Raw genomic sequence first — 18,559 nt, 5'->3', positions numbered from 1 at the left:
AAATTCACCATGGCGCTGGCCCACACACTCGGTTTTCCACGCATCGGCGCGGACCGCGAACTGAAAAAAGCCCTCGAATCCTACTGGAAGGGCGATCTCGATCAGGACGCGCTGAAAAACGTCGGCCGCCAACTGCGCGCCACCCACTGGCAATTGCAGAAAGACGCCGGCATCGATCTGTTGCCGGTCGGTGACTTCGCCTGGTACGACCAGGTGCTGACCCATTCCCTGACCTTCGGTGTGATCCCCGAGCGTTTCGACAGCGCCAAAAATGCCAAAGGCTTGCCGACTCTGGACACGCTGTTCGCCATGGCCCGTGGCGCCACGGCAACCTGCTGCGGCGGCGATCACGACAAGGCGCAATACGCTCAGGAACTGACCAAGTGGTTCGACACCAACTACCACTACCTGGTCCCGGAACTCAGCGCTGACCAGCAGTTCAAGCTGAGCTGGGAGCAGCTGTTCGACGAAGTTGAAGAAGCCAAGGCCCTCGGCCACAACGTCAAACCCGTCATCATCGGCCCGCTGACGTACTTGTGGCTGGGCAAGGCCAAAGGCAACGACTTCGACAAGCTCGACCTGCTGGAACGCCTGCTGCCGATCTACGGCGAAATCCTCGGTCGCCTCGCCGCGCAAGGCGTTGAATGGGTGCAAATCGACGAGCCGATCCTGACCCTCGACCTGCCACAAGCCTGGAAAAATGCGTTCGAACGCGCTTACCACATCCTTCAATACTCGCCGCTGAAAAAACTGGTGGCGACCTACTTCAGCGGTCTGGAAGACAACCTCGGTCTGGCGGTCAGCCTGCCGGTACAAGGCCTGCACATCGACGCGGTGCGGGCGCCGGATCAACTCGGCCAGGTGCTCGATCGTTTGCCGACCTACAAGATTCTGTCAGTGGGCCTGGTCAACGGCCGCAACGTCTGGCGCTGCGAACTTGAGCAAGCCCTTGCGCAACTGCAACCTGCTCAGGAACGCTTTGGCGACAACCTGTGGGTCAGCAGTTCCTGTTCGCTGTTGCACAGCCCGGTGGACCTGGAGCGTGAAGACAAGCTCGACCCGGAACTGAAAAGCTGGCTGGCGTTTGCCGTGCAGAAGTGTGGCGAAATTGCGGTGCTGCGGGATGCGCTTAACGATCCGCAATCACCCAAGGTGCAAGCCGCGCTGGTCCAAAGCCGCGCGATTCAGGCCGGCCGCGCCGAGTCGCCGCGTATCCATAAAGCTGAAGTCCAAGCACGCATCGACGCCATCGGTGCAGCCGACAGCCAACGCCATTCGCCGTTTGCCAAACGCATCGAGCAACAACGTGCGCGGTTGAAACTGCCGGCGTTCCCGACCACCACCATCGGCTCGTTCCCGCAGACCGGTTCGATCCGTCTGGCGCGTCAGGCGTTCAAGCAAGGCAAGCTGTCGGCCAACGATTACACCGACGCCATGCACAGCGAAATCCGCCACGCCGTGCAAGTCCAGGAACGCCTGGGACTGGACGTCCTGGTACACGGGGAGGCCGAACGCAACGACATGGTCGAGTACTTCGCCGAGCAGATTGAGGGTTATCTCTTCACCCGCTTCGGCTGGGTGCAGAGCTACGGTTCGCGCTGCGTCAAACCGGCGATCATCTACGGTGACCTCAGCCGTCCGAACGCCATGACCGTCGACTGGATCACCTATGCGCAGAGCCTGACCGACAAGGTCATGAAAGGCATGCTCACCGGTCCCGTGACCATGCTGATGTGGTCGTTCCCGCGTGAAGACGTTTCGCGCAAAATCCAGGCCCAGCAGTTGGCGTTGGCCCTGCGTGACGAGGTGGTGGACCTGGAAAATGCCGGCATCAAGATCGTGCAGATCGACGAAGCGGCGTTTCGCGAAGGTTTGCCGCTGCGTCGGGCGCAATGGCAGGAATACCTGGACTGGGCGGTGGAAGCGTTCCGCTTGAGTGCTTCCGGTGTGCGGGATGAAACCCAGATCCATACCCACATGTGCTACAGCGAGTTCAATGACGTGATCGAGTCCATTGCGGCGATGGATGCTGATGTGATCACCATCGAAACCTCGCGTTCGGACATGGAATTGCTGGAGGCCTTCGAAGCGTTCGACTACCCGAACGACATCGGCCCGGGTGTGTATGACATTCACTCGCCACGGGTGCCGGACACGGCGGAGATGGTCAAGTTGATGAGCAAAGCGGTGAAGCGGATTCCGGCGGAGCGGTTGTGGGTGAACCCGGATTGCGGTTTGAAAACCCGCGCGTGGCCGGAGACGGAGGCCGCGTTGGTGAATATGGTGGCGGCGGCGCGGCAGTTGCGTTGGCTTAAATCAGCGGCGTCCATTCCGGCGCCTTCGCGAGCAAGCCCGCTCCCACATTCGACCGAGTTTTTTCAGTAGAAATACGGTCGAATGTGGGAGCGGGCTTGCTCGCGAAGCAGGCAACTCGGTCTCAAATATGACCGTTCAGCACTCTTCATCAAACTGTCATGGAACTGTGGCAGCGCGCTTGAACAAACTTCATCAGACTCGCGCTCTACTGGGGTTCTGCGTTTTGGTGTTTTTTCATGCGTGCTTTGTTTTTATCAGTGGCCATTTTTCTGGGCGCATTGTTCAGCCTGCCATCCCTGGCGGCCTCTCGTTGTGATGTGAATGTTCCGACCGAACACGTCGATCTGGCGCAGGTGAGCCTGGCGTACCAGAGCATCGGCCGTGCCTCGGATCCGGCGCTGCTGCTGGTGATGGGGCTGGGCGGGCAGTTGATTCACTGGCCGGACGAGGTGGTGGTCGCGCTGTGCCAGCAAGGCTTTCGGGTGATTCGATATGACAATCGCGATGTCGGCCTGTCCACCTGGCGACAGGCGCCAGTCGACGCCAACCTGACCTTCGAAGTGCTGCGCTACAAACTCGGATTGCCGGTGGCGGCGCCGTATTCACTGACGGACATGGCCGACGATGCGCTGGGTTTGATGGATGCGTTGCACGTCAATCAATTCCACGTGCTGGGCGCGAGCATGGGCGGGATGATCGCCCAGCACATGGCGGCCATGGCGCCGCAGCGGATCGAGAGCCTTACGCTGATCATGACCAGTTCCGGCGCCGAAGGCTTGCCGGCACCGAGTGCGGCACTGGTGCAGTTGCTGTCGCGCCGGGGTGCACCGAATCGTGAAGTGGCGCTGGAGCAGCAGGCTGATTTGCTCGCGGCGTTGGGTAGCCCGACAGTGAGCGATGATCGGCAGGCACTGTTGCATCAGGCGGCGCAGTCCTATGACCGCGCATTCAACCCCGAGGGCGTGAAGCGCCAGATCATGGCGATCCTCGCGGAGCCGAGTCGGGTGGCGTTGCTCAATCAGTTGCGCGTGCCGACGCTGGTGGTGCACGGCACCGCCGATCCGCTGTTGCCGGTGATGCACGGGGTGCATTTGGCGGCGCATATTCACGGTAGTCAGTTGAAGCTGATTCCCGGGTTGGCCCATCGTTTTCAGGAGGCTTTCAAAGCACCGTTGCTCGGCGCCGTGTTGCCTTATTTGCAGGCTCATCGCGAGGACACTTCGCATTGGGCGCAAATCGATCCCGTGGTGGAACACAACCTTCTGTAACACCTCAATCCACTGTGGGAGCGGGCTTGCCCGCGAAGGCGGCCTGACAGCCGACCATTTTCTTTCGGGTGTACATATCCATTTCTGCGGTAACGGCTACTTAGGGTTTCGCCCTGACGGCGAGTCCCTTTTGTCAAACGCCACAAAAGGAACCAAAAAGTCTTGCCCCAGCGTCCGGCCCCTCGCTTAGGCTCGGCGTTCCCTCGCTCCGGTCCTGCTCCGTGGGCCCGCCGCCATCGGCCATCCATGGCCGGGGGCGGCTAGCCCGGCATCCATGCCGGGCTGCCCACTGCGCAGAACCTCCACTCGGCCTCCCGAAGGGGCGGGCAGATCAAAAGCAAGATCAAAAGCGCAAGGCGAGCTAACGCTCGATCTCGTGGTTTGGTTGGTGTACGCCGATCTGCTTTTGCAGGAGTTGAGCTTGCTCGCGAAGGCGGCCTGACGGCCGACCAATTTCCCGCCGATGTACTCGCTGTCTCCCGCACAAATTCGCTTCCACAGGTGTATCGTTCATCCTTTTCCGGCCTGTGTTCAGCCTGCGAGGTGTGTGATGAGTGCCCCCCTGAAAATCGATTTCGTCAGCGACGTTTCCTGCCCCTGGTGCGTCATTGGCCTGTACGGCCTGACCAAGGCCCTGGATGTGTTGGGCGATGAGGTCCGGGCCGAAATCCGTTTCCAGCCGTTCGAGCTGAACCCGAAGATGGGCCCCGAAGGGCAGAACATCACCGAACACATCACCGAGAAATACGGTTCGACCCCGGAGCAATCGCAACAGAACCGCGAAATGATTCGCGCACGCGGCGCCGAAGTCGGTTTTGCCTTTCGCATTGATGGCAACAGCCGCATCTACAACACCTTCGATGCTCACCGCTTGCTGTACTGGGCGGGGCTGGAAGGGTTGCAGTTCAATTTGAAGGAGGCGCTGTTCAAGGCGTTTTTCACAGATGGCGGCAATCCTTCCGACCACGGTCAGTTGGCGCAGATCGCGCAAAGCGTTGGCCTGGACCGGCAGCGGGCCGAGGCGATCCTTGGGTCGGACGAGTTCGCCAGCGAAGTGCGCGAGGAAGAGCAGGTGTGGCTGTCCCGTGGCGTCAGTTCGGTGCCGACCGTTGTCTTCAACGGGCAGTACGCGGTCAGCGGCGGGCAACCGGTGGAAACCTTTGTCGGGGCGATTCGGCAGATCATGAGCGAAACGAAAGGCGGTACGGTCAGCTGATTTCTGTCACTTTCCTCCGTGTCACCTGGGCTGGCTGTGCGCAGAAAACGGCGCCGGTGCCTTTGAAGACGCGCTGACGCAGGCGCAGGGCAGTAAACGAAAATCCCCTGTGGGAGCGGGCTTGCTCGCGAAGGCGGTGTATCAGTCAATATTGATACTGACTGATACACCGCCTTCGCGAGCAAGCCCGCTCCCACAGGGAATTGTGGTCAGGCTTGAAAGCGCACCCACACGCTGACCAACACCGTCGCCGCCATCAACCACGCCAACGCCGCGACGGCGAGTGAAGCCTCCAGCCGCATACGATCCACCATCACATACAACGTCGCCAGGTAGATGAAGTACGGAATGATCGACCACATGCCAAACACGATGGTGGTCTTCAAATCGTCCAGCGAGCGCCCTTTGCCGACGATGTAATGCGCAATCAGCGCAAAGGTCGGAAACAGCGGCACCAGGCCGGCGATGTAATAGTTTCTGGTCTTGGCCAGCGCAGCGAGGATCAACACCACCGCCGCGCCCAGGGTTGCTTTGAGCATCAGGTCCATCAGTGGCTCAGCCCGTACTTCTTCACTTTGTCGAACAGGGTGGTCTTGGCCATCCCCAATTCCAGGCTGGCCTGGGTCAGGTTGCCGCCGCTACGTTGCAAGGCATCGACGAGCAGGTTGCGTTCGAAGGCTTCCACCGCTTCGGCGAAGGCCAGGCCCTGATTGCTGCCGCTGGCGCCGGATTTCTTGAAGGCCGGCAGTCCCAGGGCAAAACGCTCGGCGACGTTGCGCAATTCGCGCACATTACCCGGCCAGTCATGGCTCATCAGGTTCGACAGGGTCTGGTTGTCCAGATCCGGCACCGCACGGTCGAAGCGCAGTGATGACTGCTGCAGGAAATGTTCGAACAGTTGCAGGATGTCTTCGCGCCGTTCGCGCAGCGGCGGCAATTCCAGGGTCACCACGTTAAGGCGGTAGTACAAGTCGCTGCGAAACTCACCCGCCTTGCTCGACTCGTCGAGGTCGGACTTGGTCGCCGCGATCACCCGGCAATCCACCGCCACGCTCTGGTTGGAGCCGAGGCGTTCGAGGGTGCGCTCCTGCAACACCCGCAGCAGTTTGATCTGCAACGGCAGCGGCATGCTTTCTACTTCGTCGAGGAACAGCGTACCGCCGTCGGCGTGTTCGATCTTGCCGATCCGCCGCTTGCCGGCGCCGGTGAAGGCGTTGGCTTCGTGGCCGAAGATTTCGCTTTCGAACAGGTTTTCCGGGAGACCGCCACAGTTCAGCGCAACGAACTGCTTGGTGTGTCGCCGACTGAAATCGTGCAGGCAACGCGCAACCAGTTCTTTACCGGTGCCGGTCTCGCCTTCGATCAGCACATTGGCCGAGGTGTCGGCGACATTGGCGATCAGTTCCCGCAGGTTCTGCATCGCTGGCGAGCGACCGATGATCCGGCCTTCCAGAGAATCCCGCTCCGCCAGTTGCCGGCGCAACGAAGAGACTTCCCGCGCCAGGCTGCGTTGCTCCAGCGCGCGCCGCGCCACATCCACCAGACGTTCCGGGGAGAAGGGTTTCTCCATGAAGTCATAAGCGCCTTTCTGCATCGCGCCGACGGCCATGGAGATGTCACCGTGACCGGTAATCAACACCACCGGCAGGCTGCGATCGCGAGCCTTGAGCCGGGTCAGCAGTTCGAGGCCATCGATGCCCGGCAGGCGGATGTCGCTGATGACGATGCCGGCAAAATTGTCGCCGACCCGCTCCAGCGCTTCTTCGGCGCTGCCCACGCCGACGCAGGGAATGTCTTCCAGGGTCAGCGCCTGTTGGCAGCCGAGCAGCACATGGGGGTCGTCTTCGACGATCAGCACACTAAGGTCGTTGTTCATATTGGCTCGGCAGGAGTAGGGCTTACCAACGGTAAACTGAGGACGAAGGTGGTACCACCGCTGGCCGGGTGTTCGACACCCAAATGTCCGCCCGTCGCGGCGGCCAGGCTGGCGGATAAGGTCAGGCCGAGGCCCAGGCCCTGCTCGCCGGGTTTGGTGGTGAAGAACGGTTCGAACAGATGCTTGCGCGCTTCGGCGTCGATGCCGTGACCGTTGTCGCGTACCCGCAGGCGATATTTGCCGTCGAATTCCTCGCCTTCCAGCCACAGCTCCGGCAAGGGTTGGGCGTGCATGGCGTCGAGGGCATTGCCAATCAGGTTGACCAGAATCTGCTCCAGGCGTGTCTGGTCGATCTGCACCTGCACATCGGCGAATTCGCGATGCACTTGCAGATGAACACTTTCGACTCGTCCGCCAAGCAGTTGCAGTGCAGCGTCTACCGCTTTGCCGAGGCAGGCTTGCCCCTTGTCGTCACCCCGTCGGGCGAAGGAACGCAAGCTGGCGGTGATCCGGCCCATGCGGTCGATCAATTCGTTGATGGTCTTGAGGTTGGTGCTGGCCACGTCCAACTGGCCACGTTCCAGAAAGCGCACGGTATTGCCGGACAAGGTGCGCAGCGCGGCCAGTGGCTGGTTCAATTCGTGGGCGATGCTGGTGGACATCTGGCCGATGGCCGCGAGTTTTCCGGCCTGCACCAGTTCATCCTGAGCACGGCGCAGCGTCTCTTCAGCGTGCCGCCGTTCACGGATCTGGCCCTTGAGCCGTTCGTTGCTGGCGCGCAGGTCGGTGGTGCGTTCGGTAATCCGACGCTCCAGTTGATTGTTGGCTTCCTGCAGGGCTTCCCGGGCGGCGAGGCGAGTGGCGATCACCTTGCGGCGCTCGTTCCAGGCGATCAGCAGGAACGCCACGAGGGCAAACGCCACGGCGACCAGAATCCCCTGATTGATCGCTTCGCGGCGCAAATCCTGCAACGGCGTGAGCAGGGTGAAATTCCACGGGGTGTCGCTCAAGGGCCGGGTTTGCGAGAGGTAGCTGATGTCCTCCTGGTCGGACTCCACTTCGCTGTTGGCCGGGAAAGTCAGCTTTTCCTCGCCTTCGGCCAGTTTTTCACGGGCCAGCGGTTGCAGTTCGTTCAGCGGGAACCAGTAGTACTGAAGGCTGCGGGCGAGTTTTTCTTTGGTTTCGTCGCTTAACGGAACGACTGATTTGAGCCGTCGCGCCGGATCGCTGGACAGAATGATGATGCCGTTTTCATCACTGACGAAGGCTTCCAGGCGCGCTCGTTGCCAGCGTTCTTCCATCGCTTCGAGGCGCACTTTGACCACCGCGACGCCGATGATCTTGCCGTGTTCTTCCAGGCCATGCGCCAGGTAGTAACCGGGTTCGCCGCTGGTGCTGCCGATCCCATAGAAGCGCCCCGGCTGGCCGCGAACGGCGTTCTGGAAGTAGGCGCGGAAGGACAGGTCTTCACCGAGGTAACTGTCGACGTCGCGCCAGTTGCTGGTGGCCATGACACGGCCGGTAGTGTCCATCACGTAGATGGCCCGACTGCGGCTGCGCCGGTTCAGGCCTTCGAGGTATTCATTGACCGTTTGCCGGTGTTCCGGCGACGGATCGGCCATCAGCCTGGACACACTGGATTCAAGTTCCAGCAGGCTGGGCAGGTAGGTGTATTTGCTGATCTCGCTTTCGACGGCGCGGGCGTGCAGTTCGAGCTGACGCTGACCGTTCTCGCTGAGGCTGCGGATCCCGTAGTGTTCACTGACCCAGAAGCCGAGGTAACCCAATCCGATCATCAGGGCGATGATCAGCGGCGGCAGGAACAGATGACGAATCAGACGGGGTTTCACGGCGAGTGATGGCGGCGCAGCGCGATAGAGAGTGGGGTCGCATTTCATCACAGATGCCTTGGGTCAACCACAACACAAATCTCCAAGCCACCACCGATCCAGTGTGGGAGCGGCCTTGCTCGCGAAGGTGTCGTGTCAGGCGACATCAATGTTGACTGATCAACCGCCTTCGCGAGCAAGCCCGCTCCCACATTTGGGGAGCGGTGTCTTTCTTAGTGCTGCAGAATCTTCTCGAGGAAATGCTGCGCACGTTCGGAGCGAGCGCTGATGTCGCCGAAAAACTCTTCTTTCGGACAGTCTTCGATGATCTTGCCCGCGTCCATGAAGATCACCCGATCCGCCACTTTACGGGCGAAGCCCATTTCGTGGGTTACGCACATCATGGTCATGCCTTCGTGGGCCAGTTGCACCATCACGTCGAGCACTTCGTTGACCATCTCAGGGTCGAGCGCCGAGGTCGGTTCGTCGAACAGCATGACGATCGGGTCCATCGCCAGCGCACGGGCAATCGCCACGCGCTGTTGCTGACCACCGGAGAGCTGGCCCGGATGCTTGTGGGCGTGCGCCGAAAGGCCGACACGCTCAAGCAGCTGCAGGCCTTTCTTGGTGGCTTCTTCCTTGCTGCGGCCCAACACCTTGATCTGCGCGATGGTCAGGTTTTCGGTGATGGTCAGGTGCGGGAACAGTTCGAAATGCTGGAACACCATGCCGACGCGCGAACGCAGTTTCGGCAGGTTGGTCTTCGGGTCGGCGATGGACGTGCCATCGACCACCACGTCGCCTTTCTGGAACGGTTCCAGCGCGTTGACGCATTTGATCAGGGTGGATTTGCCAGAGCCGGACGGCCCGCACACCACAATCACTTCGCCTTTTTTGACCTCGGTGCTGCAATCAGTCAGTACCTGGAAGTCGCCATACCACTTGTTGACATTCTTGATAGAGATCATACGGCAAACCTTTTTTGCAGACGCTTGACCAGCAGCGAGGCGGCAAAGCTGATTGTGAAGTACGTGAGACCTGCGAAGATCAGGAACTCATTGGAGCGACCGATGATGTCGCCACTGGCACGCGAGGCGTTGAGGAAGTCCACCAGACCGACCGCGTAGACCAGCGAGGTGTCCTGGAACAGGATGATGCTCTGTTGCAGCAGCAGCGGGGTCATCTTGCGGAACGCTTGCGGCAGGATGATCAAACGCATCATCTGGCCGTAATTCATGCCCAGGGCCTGGGCAGCGCCCATCTGACCCTTGGGAATGGACTGAACGCCGGCGCGGACGATTTCGCAGAAGTACGCCGCTTCAAACATCATGAACGCCACGATGCACGAAGCGAACGCGCCGATCGGGGTGTCTTCGCCGGTGATCCAGCGCAGCACGAACGGCACCGCCAGGTAGAACCAGGTGATGACCAGCAGCAGCGGGATCGAACGGAAGTAGTTGACGTAGGCGCCGGCAATGTTCGACAGCAGTTTGCTGTGGGACAGGCGCATCAGCGCGAGGATCGTGCCGAGGATGATCCCGCCGACGACGCCCAGCGCCATCAGTTGCAGGGTCATGACCATGCCGTTCCACAAGCCCGGCAGGGACGGGATGATGCCCGAGAAGTCGAATTCCATCATTTACCCCCTACGGAGATCAGGCCCGGTACGGCGACTTTCTTCTCGACCATACGCATCAGCAGCATCAGGCTCATGTTCAGGGTGAAGTAGATCAGCGTCGCCAGGGTAAAGGCTTCGAACAGGTTCGCGGAGAACTCGGCGGTTTGCTTGGTCTGTGCGAGTAGCTCCATCAAACCAATCAGCGAGGCGACGGAGGTGTTCTTGAACACGTTCAAGAATTCCGAGGTGAGCGGCGGAATGATGATCCGATAGGCCTGGGGCAGCAGCACGTTCCAGTAGATCTGGGGCAGCTTGAAGCCCATGGCGCGAGCGGCGGATTCCTGACCGCGCGGCAACGCCTGAATGCCCGTGCGCACCTGTTCGCAAACGCGAGCAGTGGTGAACAAGCCCAGGCAGACAACAACGCTGAGGAAAGCCGAGGTGGTCGGGTTCAGGTCCTGCTTGTACCAGTCCTGCAGGTTTTGCGGCAGCAGGTCGGGCACCAGGAAGTACCAGATGAACAGCTGAACCAGCAGCGGCACGTTACGAAAGAGTTCGACGTAGCAGGTCGCGATGCCCGATACGATGCGATTCGGTACGGTGCGCATGACGCCCAGAATCGAGCCCAGCGTCAGGGCGATGATCCAGGCCACGATGGCGATGGCGATGGTCCAGCCCAAACCGGAGAGGTACCAGTCGAAATAAATCTCGCTGCCCACGCCGGTGGACTTGAAGAACACGCCCCAGTCCCAGTTGTAATTCATTAGGGTCTCCCCTCGGATTCGATCGATGTACAAGTGCCCGTCTGGGGAAGCTCCGTTCCCGCCCGATCAGGTGGCCTGTGTGGTCAGTTCTGTCAGCTCAACTCCGGCGCCGGAAGTCCATCTCCTGCGTTGCTGTTCCTCGCCATAGCGGGCTATGACTCGTCACAGCGCCTTGGATATGAACATCCGGCACCGAATTTGAGCTAACGAACTGACCGTACAGGCCACTTCGATCAGGCACACACGAGCGGCTCGACAGCAACCGATTCGAGTGTTTCCAAAAATGCCAGCAGGGAGTGACAACCTCCTGGAAGGGCAACGGCCCTCTCAGGAGGTAAGGTTAGTCAGAAATCAGGATTTCTTGTCGTCAGCCGCTTTATCGGTCGGATTGGCGATCAAGGCCTTGAGCTCGTCGCTCATCGGGAAGTTCAGATTCAGGCCTTTTGGCGGGATTGGCTGCATGAACCATTTTTCGTAGATCTTGTTGATCTCGCCGGACTTGTAGGTGGCGACGATCGCGTCATCCACAGCCTTCTTGAACGGCTCGTCGCCCTTGCGGACCATGCAGCCGTAGATTTCGTACGACTGTGGATCGCCGGTCACTTCCCAGTCACTCGCCTTCTTGGCTTTTGCCGCTTCACCGGCCAGCAACGCGTCGTCCATCATGAAAGCGACAGCACGGCCCGATTCCAGCATCTGGAAGGATTCGCCATGGTCTTTGGCGGAGATGACGTTCATGCCCATCTGCTTGTCGGCGTTCATCGACTTCAGGAGGCGCTCAGACGTGGTGCCCGCGGTGGTCACGACGTTCTTGCCTTTCAGGTCGTCGAAGTTCTTGTACGTGGAATCTTTCTTGGACAGCAGACGGGTGCCGATTTCGAAGATGCCAACGGAGAAGTCAACTTGCTGCTGACGCTCGACGTTGTTGGTGGTGGAGCCGCACTCGACGTCCACGGTGCCGTTCTGCACCAGCGGGATACGGGTTTGCGAGGTCACCAGGTTGTATTTGACCTGGAGGTTCGGCATGTCCAGGTCTTTCTTGATGGCTTCAACGATTTTCAGCTGGATATCGTGGGAGTAGCCAACCGGTTTGCCGGAAGCGTCCGCGATGTAGGAAAACGGAATGGAAGCGTCACGATGCCCGAGGGTGATGACACCGGACTCTTTGATCTTCTTCAGTGTGCCGGTGAGTTCGGCAGCGAAAACTGGAGTGGTAATCAGAGCGGCAGCAATGGCTGCGCCCAGGATATGGGGAACGATGCGCATCAAATTTTCCTCGACATTGTTTTTATATGGAGCCAGTTCACCGGCCCTTTTGTGCTTCGAATGTCTGTTGGCTTCTGAAAGTCCGCGCAACAAAGCATTCGTCCAAGAGTGTAGAGCATGACTCATGCCAGGCCAGGCGCAACTGATCAAGCTATTGATTTATAACGATATTTATTATTTTTTATGTGATTTTTTTCAATCAGGAATCCGGTTAACCGAATCGACCGGCAGGTCGCGTTCGGAAAACCGAATATTGTGCCTGGCACTTCCCCTGTGGGAGCGGGTTTGCTCGCGAAGGCGGTGTGTCAGTCACGGTGATGTTGGCTGACACACCGCCTTCGCGAGCAAGCCCGCTCCCACATTGGATCTGTGGTGTCTGGCAGAATGCAAAAAGCCCCTGAATCTCTCAATTCAAGGGCTTTGTTTTAACCGGATTCCCGATCAGGCCGCTTCGATCTTGCTGCGGTTGTGCTCGACCTTACTCAGGTAGTCCGCGAGTTTCTGCTGCTCGGCCGCCGTGGTGAACAAGCCGAGCTTGCTGCGGCGCCACAGAATGTCGTGCGCCGTGGTCGCCCATTCTTCGCTGCACAGGTAATCGACTTCGCGGCTGTAGAGACCGCCGCCAATGTGTTCACCCAAATCGCTGAGGTTCTGCACGCCTTCGAGCATGCGCCAGGTGCGGCTACCGTAGGTGGTGGCCCAGCGGCGGGCGATTTCAGTCGGCACCCAGTCGAACTGGTCACGAATCCGCGAGCTCAGCGCTTGCGGGGTGGTCATGTCTTCGCCACCCGGCAGGGTCGCCGTGGCGGTCCAGCTCGGCTTGATGTGCGTGAAGTACGGCGCCAGTTGTGCCAGCGCGGACTCGGCCAGTTTGCGGTAGGTGGTCAGCTTGCCACCGAATACCGACAGCAATGGCGCTTCTTCTCCAGTGCCCGACAAGGCCAGGGTGTAGTCGCGGGTGACGGCCGACGGATTGTCGGATTCGTCATTGCACAGCGGACGAACACCGGAATAGCTGTGCAGGATGTCGTCGCGGCTGATCTGCTTTTTGAAGTGGGCGTTGACCACTTTCAACAGGTAATCGGTTTCACCTTCGGTGATTGCCACCTTCGCCGGATCGCCGGTGTATTCGCGGTCGGTGGTGCCGATCAGGGTGAAGTGGTTCAGGTACGGGATGGTGAACACGATGCGCTGATCTTCGTTTTGCAGAATGTGCGCGTGTTCGCCTTCATACAGTTTCGGCACGATCAGGTGACTGCCCTGGATCAGGCGGATGCCGTAGGGCGATTCCATCTTCAGGTCGTCACGAATGAACTTGGCGACCCACGGACCGGCCGCATTCACCAATGCCTTGGCGCGAATCGAAAACAGGCTGCCGTCGGCGCGTTCCAGGTTCAGATGCCACTGGCCTTTGGAGCGACGAGCGCTGACGCAACGGGTCTGGGTGTGAACGTGGGCGCCTTTCTCGCGGGCGGCCATGGCGTTCAGTACCACCAGGCGAGCATCGTCGACCCAGCAATCGGAGTATTCGAAGCCTTTGGTGATTTCGCTTTTCAGCGGACTGTCCGCGCCGAACTTCAGGCTTTTCGAACCTTCCAGTTTTTCTCGTTTGCCCAGGTTGTCATACAGAAACAGGCCGGCGCGGATCATCCACGCGGGACGCAGGTGCGGGCGGTGCGGAAGCACGAAACGCATCTGCTTGACGATGTGCGGAGCCTTGGCCAACAGCACTTCGCGCTCGGCGAGGGCTTCACGCACCAGACGGAATTCGTAATGTTCGAGGTAGCGCAGGCCGCCGTGGATCAGCTTGCTGCTGGCCGACGAGGTATGGCTGGCCAGATCGTCCTTTTCACAAAGGAACACCGAGAGACCGCGGCCGGCGGCATCCGCTGCGATCCCCACACCATTGATCCCGCCACCGATGACGGCAATGTCGTAGACCTCAGCGAGAGGGGGCGTAGGCAAGGTAGAAGTGGGCATCGGCTGGCCTCGGGCTCTTTTGATTTTCGGTATTGGAATTCGAACATGAATGTTCATTTGCGAAAATGGTAGCCCATATAGGCGCGCACGGCCAGTCAACTTCGATTGAAAAAACTCATCGAAGGGCGGGTAAAGGAAAATTTACGAACATTTAGGTCGTTGCGAAGAACAACTGTGGCGAGGGGATTTATCCCCGTTCGGCTGCGAAGCAGTCGTCAGATTGGGGCCGCTGCGCAGCCCAACGGGGATAAATCCCCTCGCCACAGGAGAGTGCTCTTACCACAGGGGAGGGGGTTAAACCACTTCGAGTCGAATCTTGTGCTGACTCAACAACTGCGCCAACGCCGGCACAGGCTGCTGATCCGTCACCAGGCAATCAATCAAACTGATCGGTCCCAGACGAATCATGGCATTGCGCCCGAACTTGCTGGAGTCCGCCGCCAGAATCACTTGTCGTGCATTGGCAATGATCGCTTGCGATACCCGCACTTCCTGATAATCGAAGTCCAGCAGGCTGCCGTCTTCATCGATACCGCTGATGCCGACCAGCGCAAAATCGACCTTGAACTGGTTAATGAAGTCGACACTCGCCTGACCGACCACACCCCCGTCACGCCGCACATTGCCGCCGGTCAACAGAACGTCGAAGTCGTCCTTGGCGCTGAGCATCGAAGCCACGTGCAGGTTGTTGGTGATGATCTTCAGGTGGTTGTGGTTGAGCAGTGCCCGGGCAATCGATTCCGTTGTCGTGCCGATGTTGATAAACAACGAGGCATGATCGGGAATCTGCGCAGCAATGGCTTCGCCAATACGCTGCTTTTCATCGCGCATCTGATCGGCGCGCATGGCGTAGGCGGTGTTTTCGACACTGGAATCGTAGGCTGCGCCACCATGGTAGCGACGCAACAAATTGGCTTCCGCGAGCTGATTGATGTCGCGGCGGATGGTCTGCGGTGTAACGACGAACAGCGTGGCCATTTCCTCGATGCTGACATAGCCGCGTTCGCGGACCAGTTCGAGGATTTGCTGCTGACGGGGAGGCAGATTCATGGGGCTTCCTTTGGGCTGCCGTGCAAAATTTGCCCATGATGCCGCAGGAATCTGCTCCCTACCAGTTACATGCAGATACGAGTACTTACGTTGGCTTATTCAGCGCCTTCATGAGGTTCCCAATCACGAGTGCGGCTGACCGCTTTTTTCCAGCCGGCGTAGAGTTTTTCCTTCGCGGTTTCGTCCAGCGTCGGTTCGAATTCGCGTTCGATAACGGCCTTGCCGCGCAACTCGTCCAGGCTGCCCCAGAAGCCACATGCCAGGCCGGCGAGGTAAGCCGCGCCGAGTGCTGTGGTTTCGCGCATTTGCGGACGCTCGACCTGAGTACCGAGAATGTCGGCCTGGAACTGCATCAGGAAATTGTTCGCCACTGCACCGCCATCCACGCGCAAGGCTTTCAGGCGTTCGCCGGAATCCTGTTGCATGGCGTCGAGCACGTCGCGCGTCTGGTAGGCAATCGACTCCAGCGCTGCACGAATAATGTGATCCACGCGTACGCCGCGGGTCAGGCCGAACAGGGCGCCACGGGCATACGGATCCCAGTACGGAGCGCCCAGGCCGGTGAAGGCCGGCACCAGATAGACGCCATTGCTGTCCTTGACCTTGTTGGCGAAGTATTCGGTGTCGTGGGCGTCGTTGATGATCTTCAGTTCGTCACGCAGCCACTGAACGGTTGAGCCGCCGTTGAACACCGCGCCTTCCAGCGCGTAGGCCACTTCGCCACGCGGGCCGCACGCGATGGTGGTGAGCATGCCGTGCTTGGATTTCACGGCTTTGTCGCCAGTGTTCATCAGCAGGAAGCAGCCGGTGCCGTAGGTGTTTTTCGCCTGGCCTGGCTCCACGCACATCTGGCCGAACAGGGCGGCTTGCTGGTCGCCGGCGATACCGCCAATGGCGATGCCGCTTTTGGTATGGCCGTAGATTTCCGACGAGGACTTAACTTCCGGCAGCATCTCGCGCGGAATATCCAACACCTCCAGCATCTTCGCGTCCCACTCCAGGGTGTGGATGTTGAAGAGCATGGTGCGCGAGGCGTTGGTGTAGTCGGTGACGTGCACCTTGCCGCCGGTAAATTTCCAGATCAGCCAGCTGTCGACGGTGCCGAACAGCAGCTCGCCTTTGCGCGCACGCTCACGGCTGCCTTCGACGTTGTCGAGGATCCACTTGAGTTTGGTGCCGGAGAAGTACGGGTCGGTGACCAGGCCGGTGGTGTCGCTGATGTATTGCTCGTGGCCGTCGCGTTTGAGTTGCTGGCAGATCTCGGTGCTGCGGCGGCACTGCCAGACGATCGCGTTGTAGATCGGGCGGCCGGTGGTCTTGTCCCAGACCACGGTGGTTTCACGCTGGTTGGTGATGCCGATGGCGGCCACCTGGTCGTGATGCAGGCCGGCTTGCGCCAGGGCCTCGACCATCACGGCGCTTTGGGTGGCGAAGATTTCCATCGGGTCATGTTCGACCCAGCCGGCTTGCGGGTAATGCTGGGCGAATTCGCGCTGGGCGGTGCAAACCACGTTCGCGTCGCGGTCGAAAATGATCGCGCGGGAGCTGGTCGTACCCTGATCGAGGGCAATGATGTAGTTCTTATTCTGAATGTCGGTCATGTCGATTGCCTTGGACGAAATAAGGGAGTGAGGTCAGGCGCGGGATCAAATGGGCAGGATCACGCGCCTACGGTATCAAGAAGTTCTTGGTTTGCCGTCAATGGCCGGTGTTGCGTCCTTTGTAGCAGGTATGGCGCTGGGCAGATGGCGGGCAATCAGCCCGCGATACGCTGCAGCACCGAGGCAGGCACCGACAATCGGTGCAAAAACCGGAATCAGGAAGTACGGGATATCGCGCCCGCCAGTGAGGGAAATTTCACCCCAGCCGGCGAAGAAAGTCATCAGTTTCGGTCCGAAGTCCCGCGCCGGGTTCATCGCAAAGCCGGTCAGCGGACCCATCGAGCTGCCAATCACCGCGATCAACAGGCCGATCAGCAACGGCGCCATTGGCCCGTTCGGCAAACCGTTGTTGTCGTCGGTCAGGGACATGATCACGCTCATCAGGATCGCGGTGATGATCACTTCAACCAGGAAAGCCTGGGCGGTGGACAAGACCGGATTGGGGAACGTGGAGAACACCGACGCCAGTTCGAGGCTGGCTTGAGTGCCACGAACCATATGGTGAGTTTGTTCGTAATCGAAGAAGAGGTTGCTGTACAGCGTATAAACCAACAAGGCGCCGCAGAACGCGCCAGCCACTTGGGCAAGGATGTAGAACGGCAGTTTGCGCTTCTCGAAGTCGGCGAAAATGCTCAGGGCGATGCTGACGGCAGGGTTGAGATGAGCCCCGGAAACCCCGGCGGTCAAGTAGATCGCCATGCTCACGCCGACGCCCCAGATGATGCTGATCTCCCACAAGCCAAAGCTGGCCCCCGCGACCTTGAGCGCAGCTACGCAACCGGTGCCAAAAAAGATCAGCAGTGCAGTACCCAGAAACTCGGCCATGCATTGGCTGGAGAGCGACGGTTGTTGTAAAGCAGTTGTCATTGAAACCTCTTTGTTTTTGTTGTCTGGCGCTTTTTTCGTCATGGCCAAAGCGCGATTTTCACCAGGGCAGGATCCCCATCCTGTTCCTGGCTTGCTGCCGGGTGCTGCGTTGTCACCTTGGTACGGTATTCAGATTCGAAAAAATATAGACAAGAAACACTGCTGTCAAAGGTCGAAAGTGAACTAACAGTCACATTGAAACTATTAGTCACATGAATGATCGTTTTGTTTTGCCCGCGAGGCGAACTCAGACGAACGGTAATGACCCGCACAGAGCGGTGGAAACGTGGGCGGGATAGAGCCTTTTGGCAGTCAATGACCTAGAATCGAGTGCAGTATTTTTCTCTGCCGCCCAGTCTGGAGCTGTCATGACCCCCGCATTGGATTTGTTGAAAAAAGTTCGTGCCGAACATCGCGTGCACAGTTACGAACATGATCCGAAGGCAGCGTCCTATGGGCTGGAAGCCGCGGAAAAATTGGGTCTGGACCCGGCGCAGGTGTTCAAGACGTTGCTGGCGGCCAGCGAGAAAGGGGAACTGCTGGTGGCTGTGGTGCCGGTCGTCGGAAGTCTGGACTTGAAGGGCCTGGCCCATGCGGCCGGCGTGAAGAAAGTTGAAATGGCCGACCCGGCGGCCGCGCAACGTTCGACGGGTTATCTATTGGGTGGCATCAGCCCGCTGGGGCAGAAAAAGCGCCTGCGCACTTTTATCGACAATTCGGCTCAGCCCTTCGCCAGCATTTTTGTCAGTGCCGGTCGACGGGGTCTCGAAGTGGAACTGGCTCCCGCTGTACTGGCCGAACACACCCAGGCCAAGTTCGCCGATATCGGCCGCGCCTGAATCAGGGAG

General features: G+C 59.4%; 14 protein-coding genes and 1 pseudogene. 4 read left to right on the top strand and 11 right to left on the bottom strand.

The genetic code is table 11. From position 1 onward, the window contains the following. Positions 1-9 precede the first annotated feature (9 nt). The 3 genes and pseudogenes from metE to ACA073_RS20985 all read left to right on the top strand — a co-directional run. Positions 10-2,307, top strand: a pseudogene (gene metE / locus ACA073_RS20995) (5-methyltetrahydropteroyltriglutamate--homocysteine S-methyltransferase); the annotation flags it as partial. A gap of 245 nt (positions 2,308-2,552) precedes the next feature. Then, positions 2,553-3,584: an alpha/beta fold hydrolase gene (locus ACA073_RS20990; RefSeq protein ID WP_497399199.1), complete on the top strand. Its 1,032-nt coding sequence runs from the start codon at positions 2,553-2,555 to the stop codon at positions 3,582-3,584. A 550-nt stretch (positions 3,585-4,134) separates the two neighbouring features. Then, positions 4,135-4,800, top strand: a complete 666-nt coding sequence (locus ACA073_RS20985) for a DsbA family oxidoreductase (RefSeq protein WP_497399197.1) — start codon at positions 4,135-4,137, stop codon at positions 4,798-4,800. 209 nt (positions 4,801-5,009) lie between these two features. On the opposite strand, the gene ACA073_RS20980 is transcribed toward ACA073_RS20985, so the two are convergent. The 11 genes from ACA073_RS20980 to ACA073_RS20930 form a co-directional block, all read right to left on the bottom strand. Continuing rightward, positions 5,010-5,339: a GlpM family protein gene (locus ACA073_RS20980; RefSeq protein WP_497399195.1), complete on the bottom strand. Its 330-nt coding sequence runs from the start codon at positions 5,337-5,339 to the stop codon at positions 5,010-5,012. An 8-nt stretch (positions 5,340-5,347) separates the two neighbouring features. Next, a complete protein-coding gene (aauR, locus tag ACA073_RS20975) occupies positions 5,348-6,676 on the bottom strand; it encodes a two-component response regulator AauR (RefSeq protein ID WP_497399193.1) in 1,329 nt (442 codons plus the stop codon). Further along, the gene (gene aauS, locus ACA073_RS20970; protein WP_497399191.1) at positions 6,673-8,574 is read right to left on the bottom strand and encodes a two-component sensor histidine kinase AauS; all 1,902 of its coding nucleotides are present in this window, start codon (positions 8,572-8,574) and stop codon (positions 6,673-6,675) included. Before aauS ends, aauR begins: the two co-directional genes overlap by 4 nt. A gap of 164 nt (positions 8,575-8,738) precedes the next feature. Further along, positions 8,739-9,473, bottom strand: a complete 735-nt coding sequence (locus ACA073_RS20965) for an amino acid ABC transporter ATP-binding protein (protein ID WP_186530234.1) — start codon at positions 9,471-9,473, stop codon at positions 8,739-8,741. Then, positions 9,470-10,141 (bottom strand): amino acid ABC transporter permease, encoded by a 672-nt coding sequence (locus tag ACA073_RS20960; protein ID WP_497404172.1) that lies wholly within the window; start codon positions 10,139-10,141, stop codon positions 9,470-9,472. The genes ACA073_RS20965 and ACA073_RS20960 overlap by 4 nt, the downstream gene beginning before the upstream one ends. Then, positions 10,141-10,887, bottom strand: coding sequence for an amino acid ABC transporter permease (locus tag ACA073_RS20955; RefSeq protein WP_497399190.1), 747 nt, complete (start codon positions 10,885-10,887; stop codon positions 10,141-10,143). Before ACA073_RS20955 ends, ACA073_RS20960 begins: the two co-directional genes overlap by 1 nt. A gap of 351 nt (positions 10,888-11,238) precedes the next feature. Further along, positions 11,239-12,153, bottom strand: coding sequence for a glutamate/aspartate ABC transporter substrate-binding protein (locus ACA073_RS20950; RefSeq protein WP_497399188.1), 915 nt, complete (start codon positions 12,151-12,153; stop codon positions 11,239-11,241). Positions 12,154-12,594: 441 nt separating this feature from the next. Beyond that, positions 12,595-14,133, bottom strand: a complete 1,539-nt coding sequence (glpD, locus tag ACA073_RS20945; protein WP_497399186.1) for a glycerol-3-phosphate dehydrogenase — start codon at positions 14,131-14,133, stop codon at positions 12,595-12,597. Between the two features lie 294 nt (positions 14,134-14,427). Next, complete coding sequence (locus tag ACA073_RS20940) at positions 14,428-15,183, bottom strand: DeoR/GlpR family transcriptional regulator (protein ID WP_007916700.1); 756 nt, start codon at positions 15,181-15,183, stop codon at positions 14,428-14,430. A 95-nt stretch (positions 15,184-15,278) separates the two neighbouring features. After that, positions 15,279-16,784 (bottom strand): glycerol kinase GlpK, encoded by a 1,506-nt coding sequence (gene glpK / locus ACA073_RS20935; protein ID WP_497399184.1) that lies wholly within the window; start codon positions 16,782-16,784, stop codon positions 15,279-15,281. Between the two features lie 75 nt (positions 16,785-16,859). After that, positions 16,860-17,711 carry an MIP/aquaporin family protein gene (locus ACA073_RS20930; RefSeq protein ID WP_497399182.1) on the bottom strand — a complete coding sequence of 284 codons (852 nt, stop codon included), beginning with the start codon at positions 17,709-17,711 and terminating at the stop codon, positions 16,860-16,862. Between the two features lie 368 nt (positions 17,712-18,079). Between ACA073_RS20930 and ybaK the strand changes: the two genes are divergently transcribed. After that, positions 18,080-18,550, top strand: coding sequence for a Cys-tRNA(Pro) deacylase (ybaK, locus tag ACA073_RS20925; RefSeq protein ID WP_007971306.1), 471 nt, complete (start codon positions 18,080-18,082; stop codon positions 18,548-18,550). Positions 18,551-18,559 lie beyond the last annotated feature (9 nt).

It is taken from the genome of Pseudomonas sp. LBUM1670, from assembly GCF_059695695.1.
This window is presented reverse-complemented; position numbering and strand designations above follow the sequence as displayed.

Bases quoted from the DNA above. Each gene is read 5' to 3' on its own strand.
- ACA073_RS20990 (WP_497399199.1), top strand. From the start codon at position 2,553: ATGCGTGCTTTGTTTTTATCAGTGGCCATTTTTCTGGGCGCATTGTTC.
- ACA073_RS20985 (WP_497399197.1), top strand. From the start codon at position 4,135: ATGAGTGCCCCCCTGAAAATCGATTTCGTCAGCGACGTTTCCTGCCCC.
- ACA073_RS20980 (WP_497399195.1), bottom strand. From the start codon at position 5,339: ATGCTCAAAGCAACCCTGGGCGCGGCGGTGGTGTTGATCCTCGCTGCG.
- aauR (WP_497399193.1), bottom strand. From the start codon at position 6,676: ATGAACAACGACCTTAGTGTGCTGATCGTCGAAGACGACCCCCATGTG.
- aauS (WP_497399191.1), bottom strand. From the start codon at position 8,574: ATGAAATGCGACCCCACTCTCTATCGCGCTGCGCCGCCATCACTCGCC.
- ACA073_RS20965 (WP_186530234.1), bottom strand. From the start codon at position 9,473: ATGATCTCTATCAAGAATGTCAACAAGTGGTATGGCGACTTCCAGGTA.
- ACA073_RS20960 (WP_497404172.1), bottom strand. From the start codon at position 10,141: ATGGAATTCGACTTCTCGGGCATCATCCCGTCCCTGCCGGGCTTGTGG.
- ACA073_RS20955 (WP_497399190.1), bottom strand. From the start codon at position 10,887: ATGAATTACAACTGGGACTGGGGCGTGTTCTTCAAGTCCACCGGCGTG.
- ACA073_RS20950 (WP_497399188.1), bottom strand. From the start codon at position 12,153: ATGCGCATCGTTCCCCATATCCTGGGCGCAGCCATTGCTGCCGCTCTG.
- glpD (WP_497399186.1), bottom strand. From the start codon at position 14,133: ATGCCCACTTCTACCTTGCCTACGCCCCCTCTCGCTGAGGTCTACGAC.
- ACA073_RS20940 (WP_007916700.1), bottom strand. From the start codon at position 15,183: ATGAATCTGCCTCCCCGTCAGCAGCAAATCCTCGAACTGGTCCGCGAA.
- glpK (WP_497399184.1), bottom strand. From the start codon at position 16,784: ATGACCGACATTCAGAATAAGAACTACATCATTGCCCTCGATCAGGGT.
- ACA073_RS20930 (WP_497399182.1), bottom strand. From the start codon at position 17,711: ATGACAACTGCTTTACAACAACCGTCGCTCTCCAGCCAATGCATGGCC.
- ybaK (WP_007971306.1), top strand. From the start codon at position 18,080: ATGACCCCCGCATTGGATTTGTTGAAAAAAGTTCGTGCCGAACATCGC.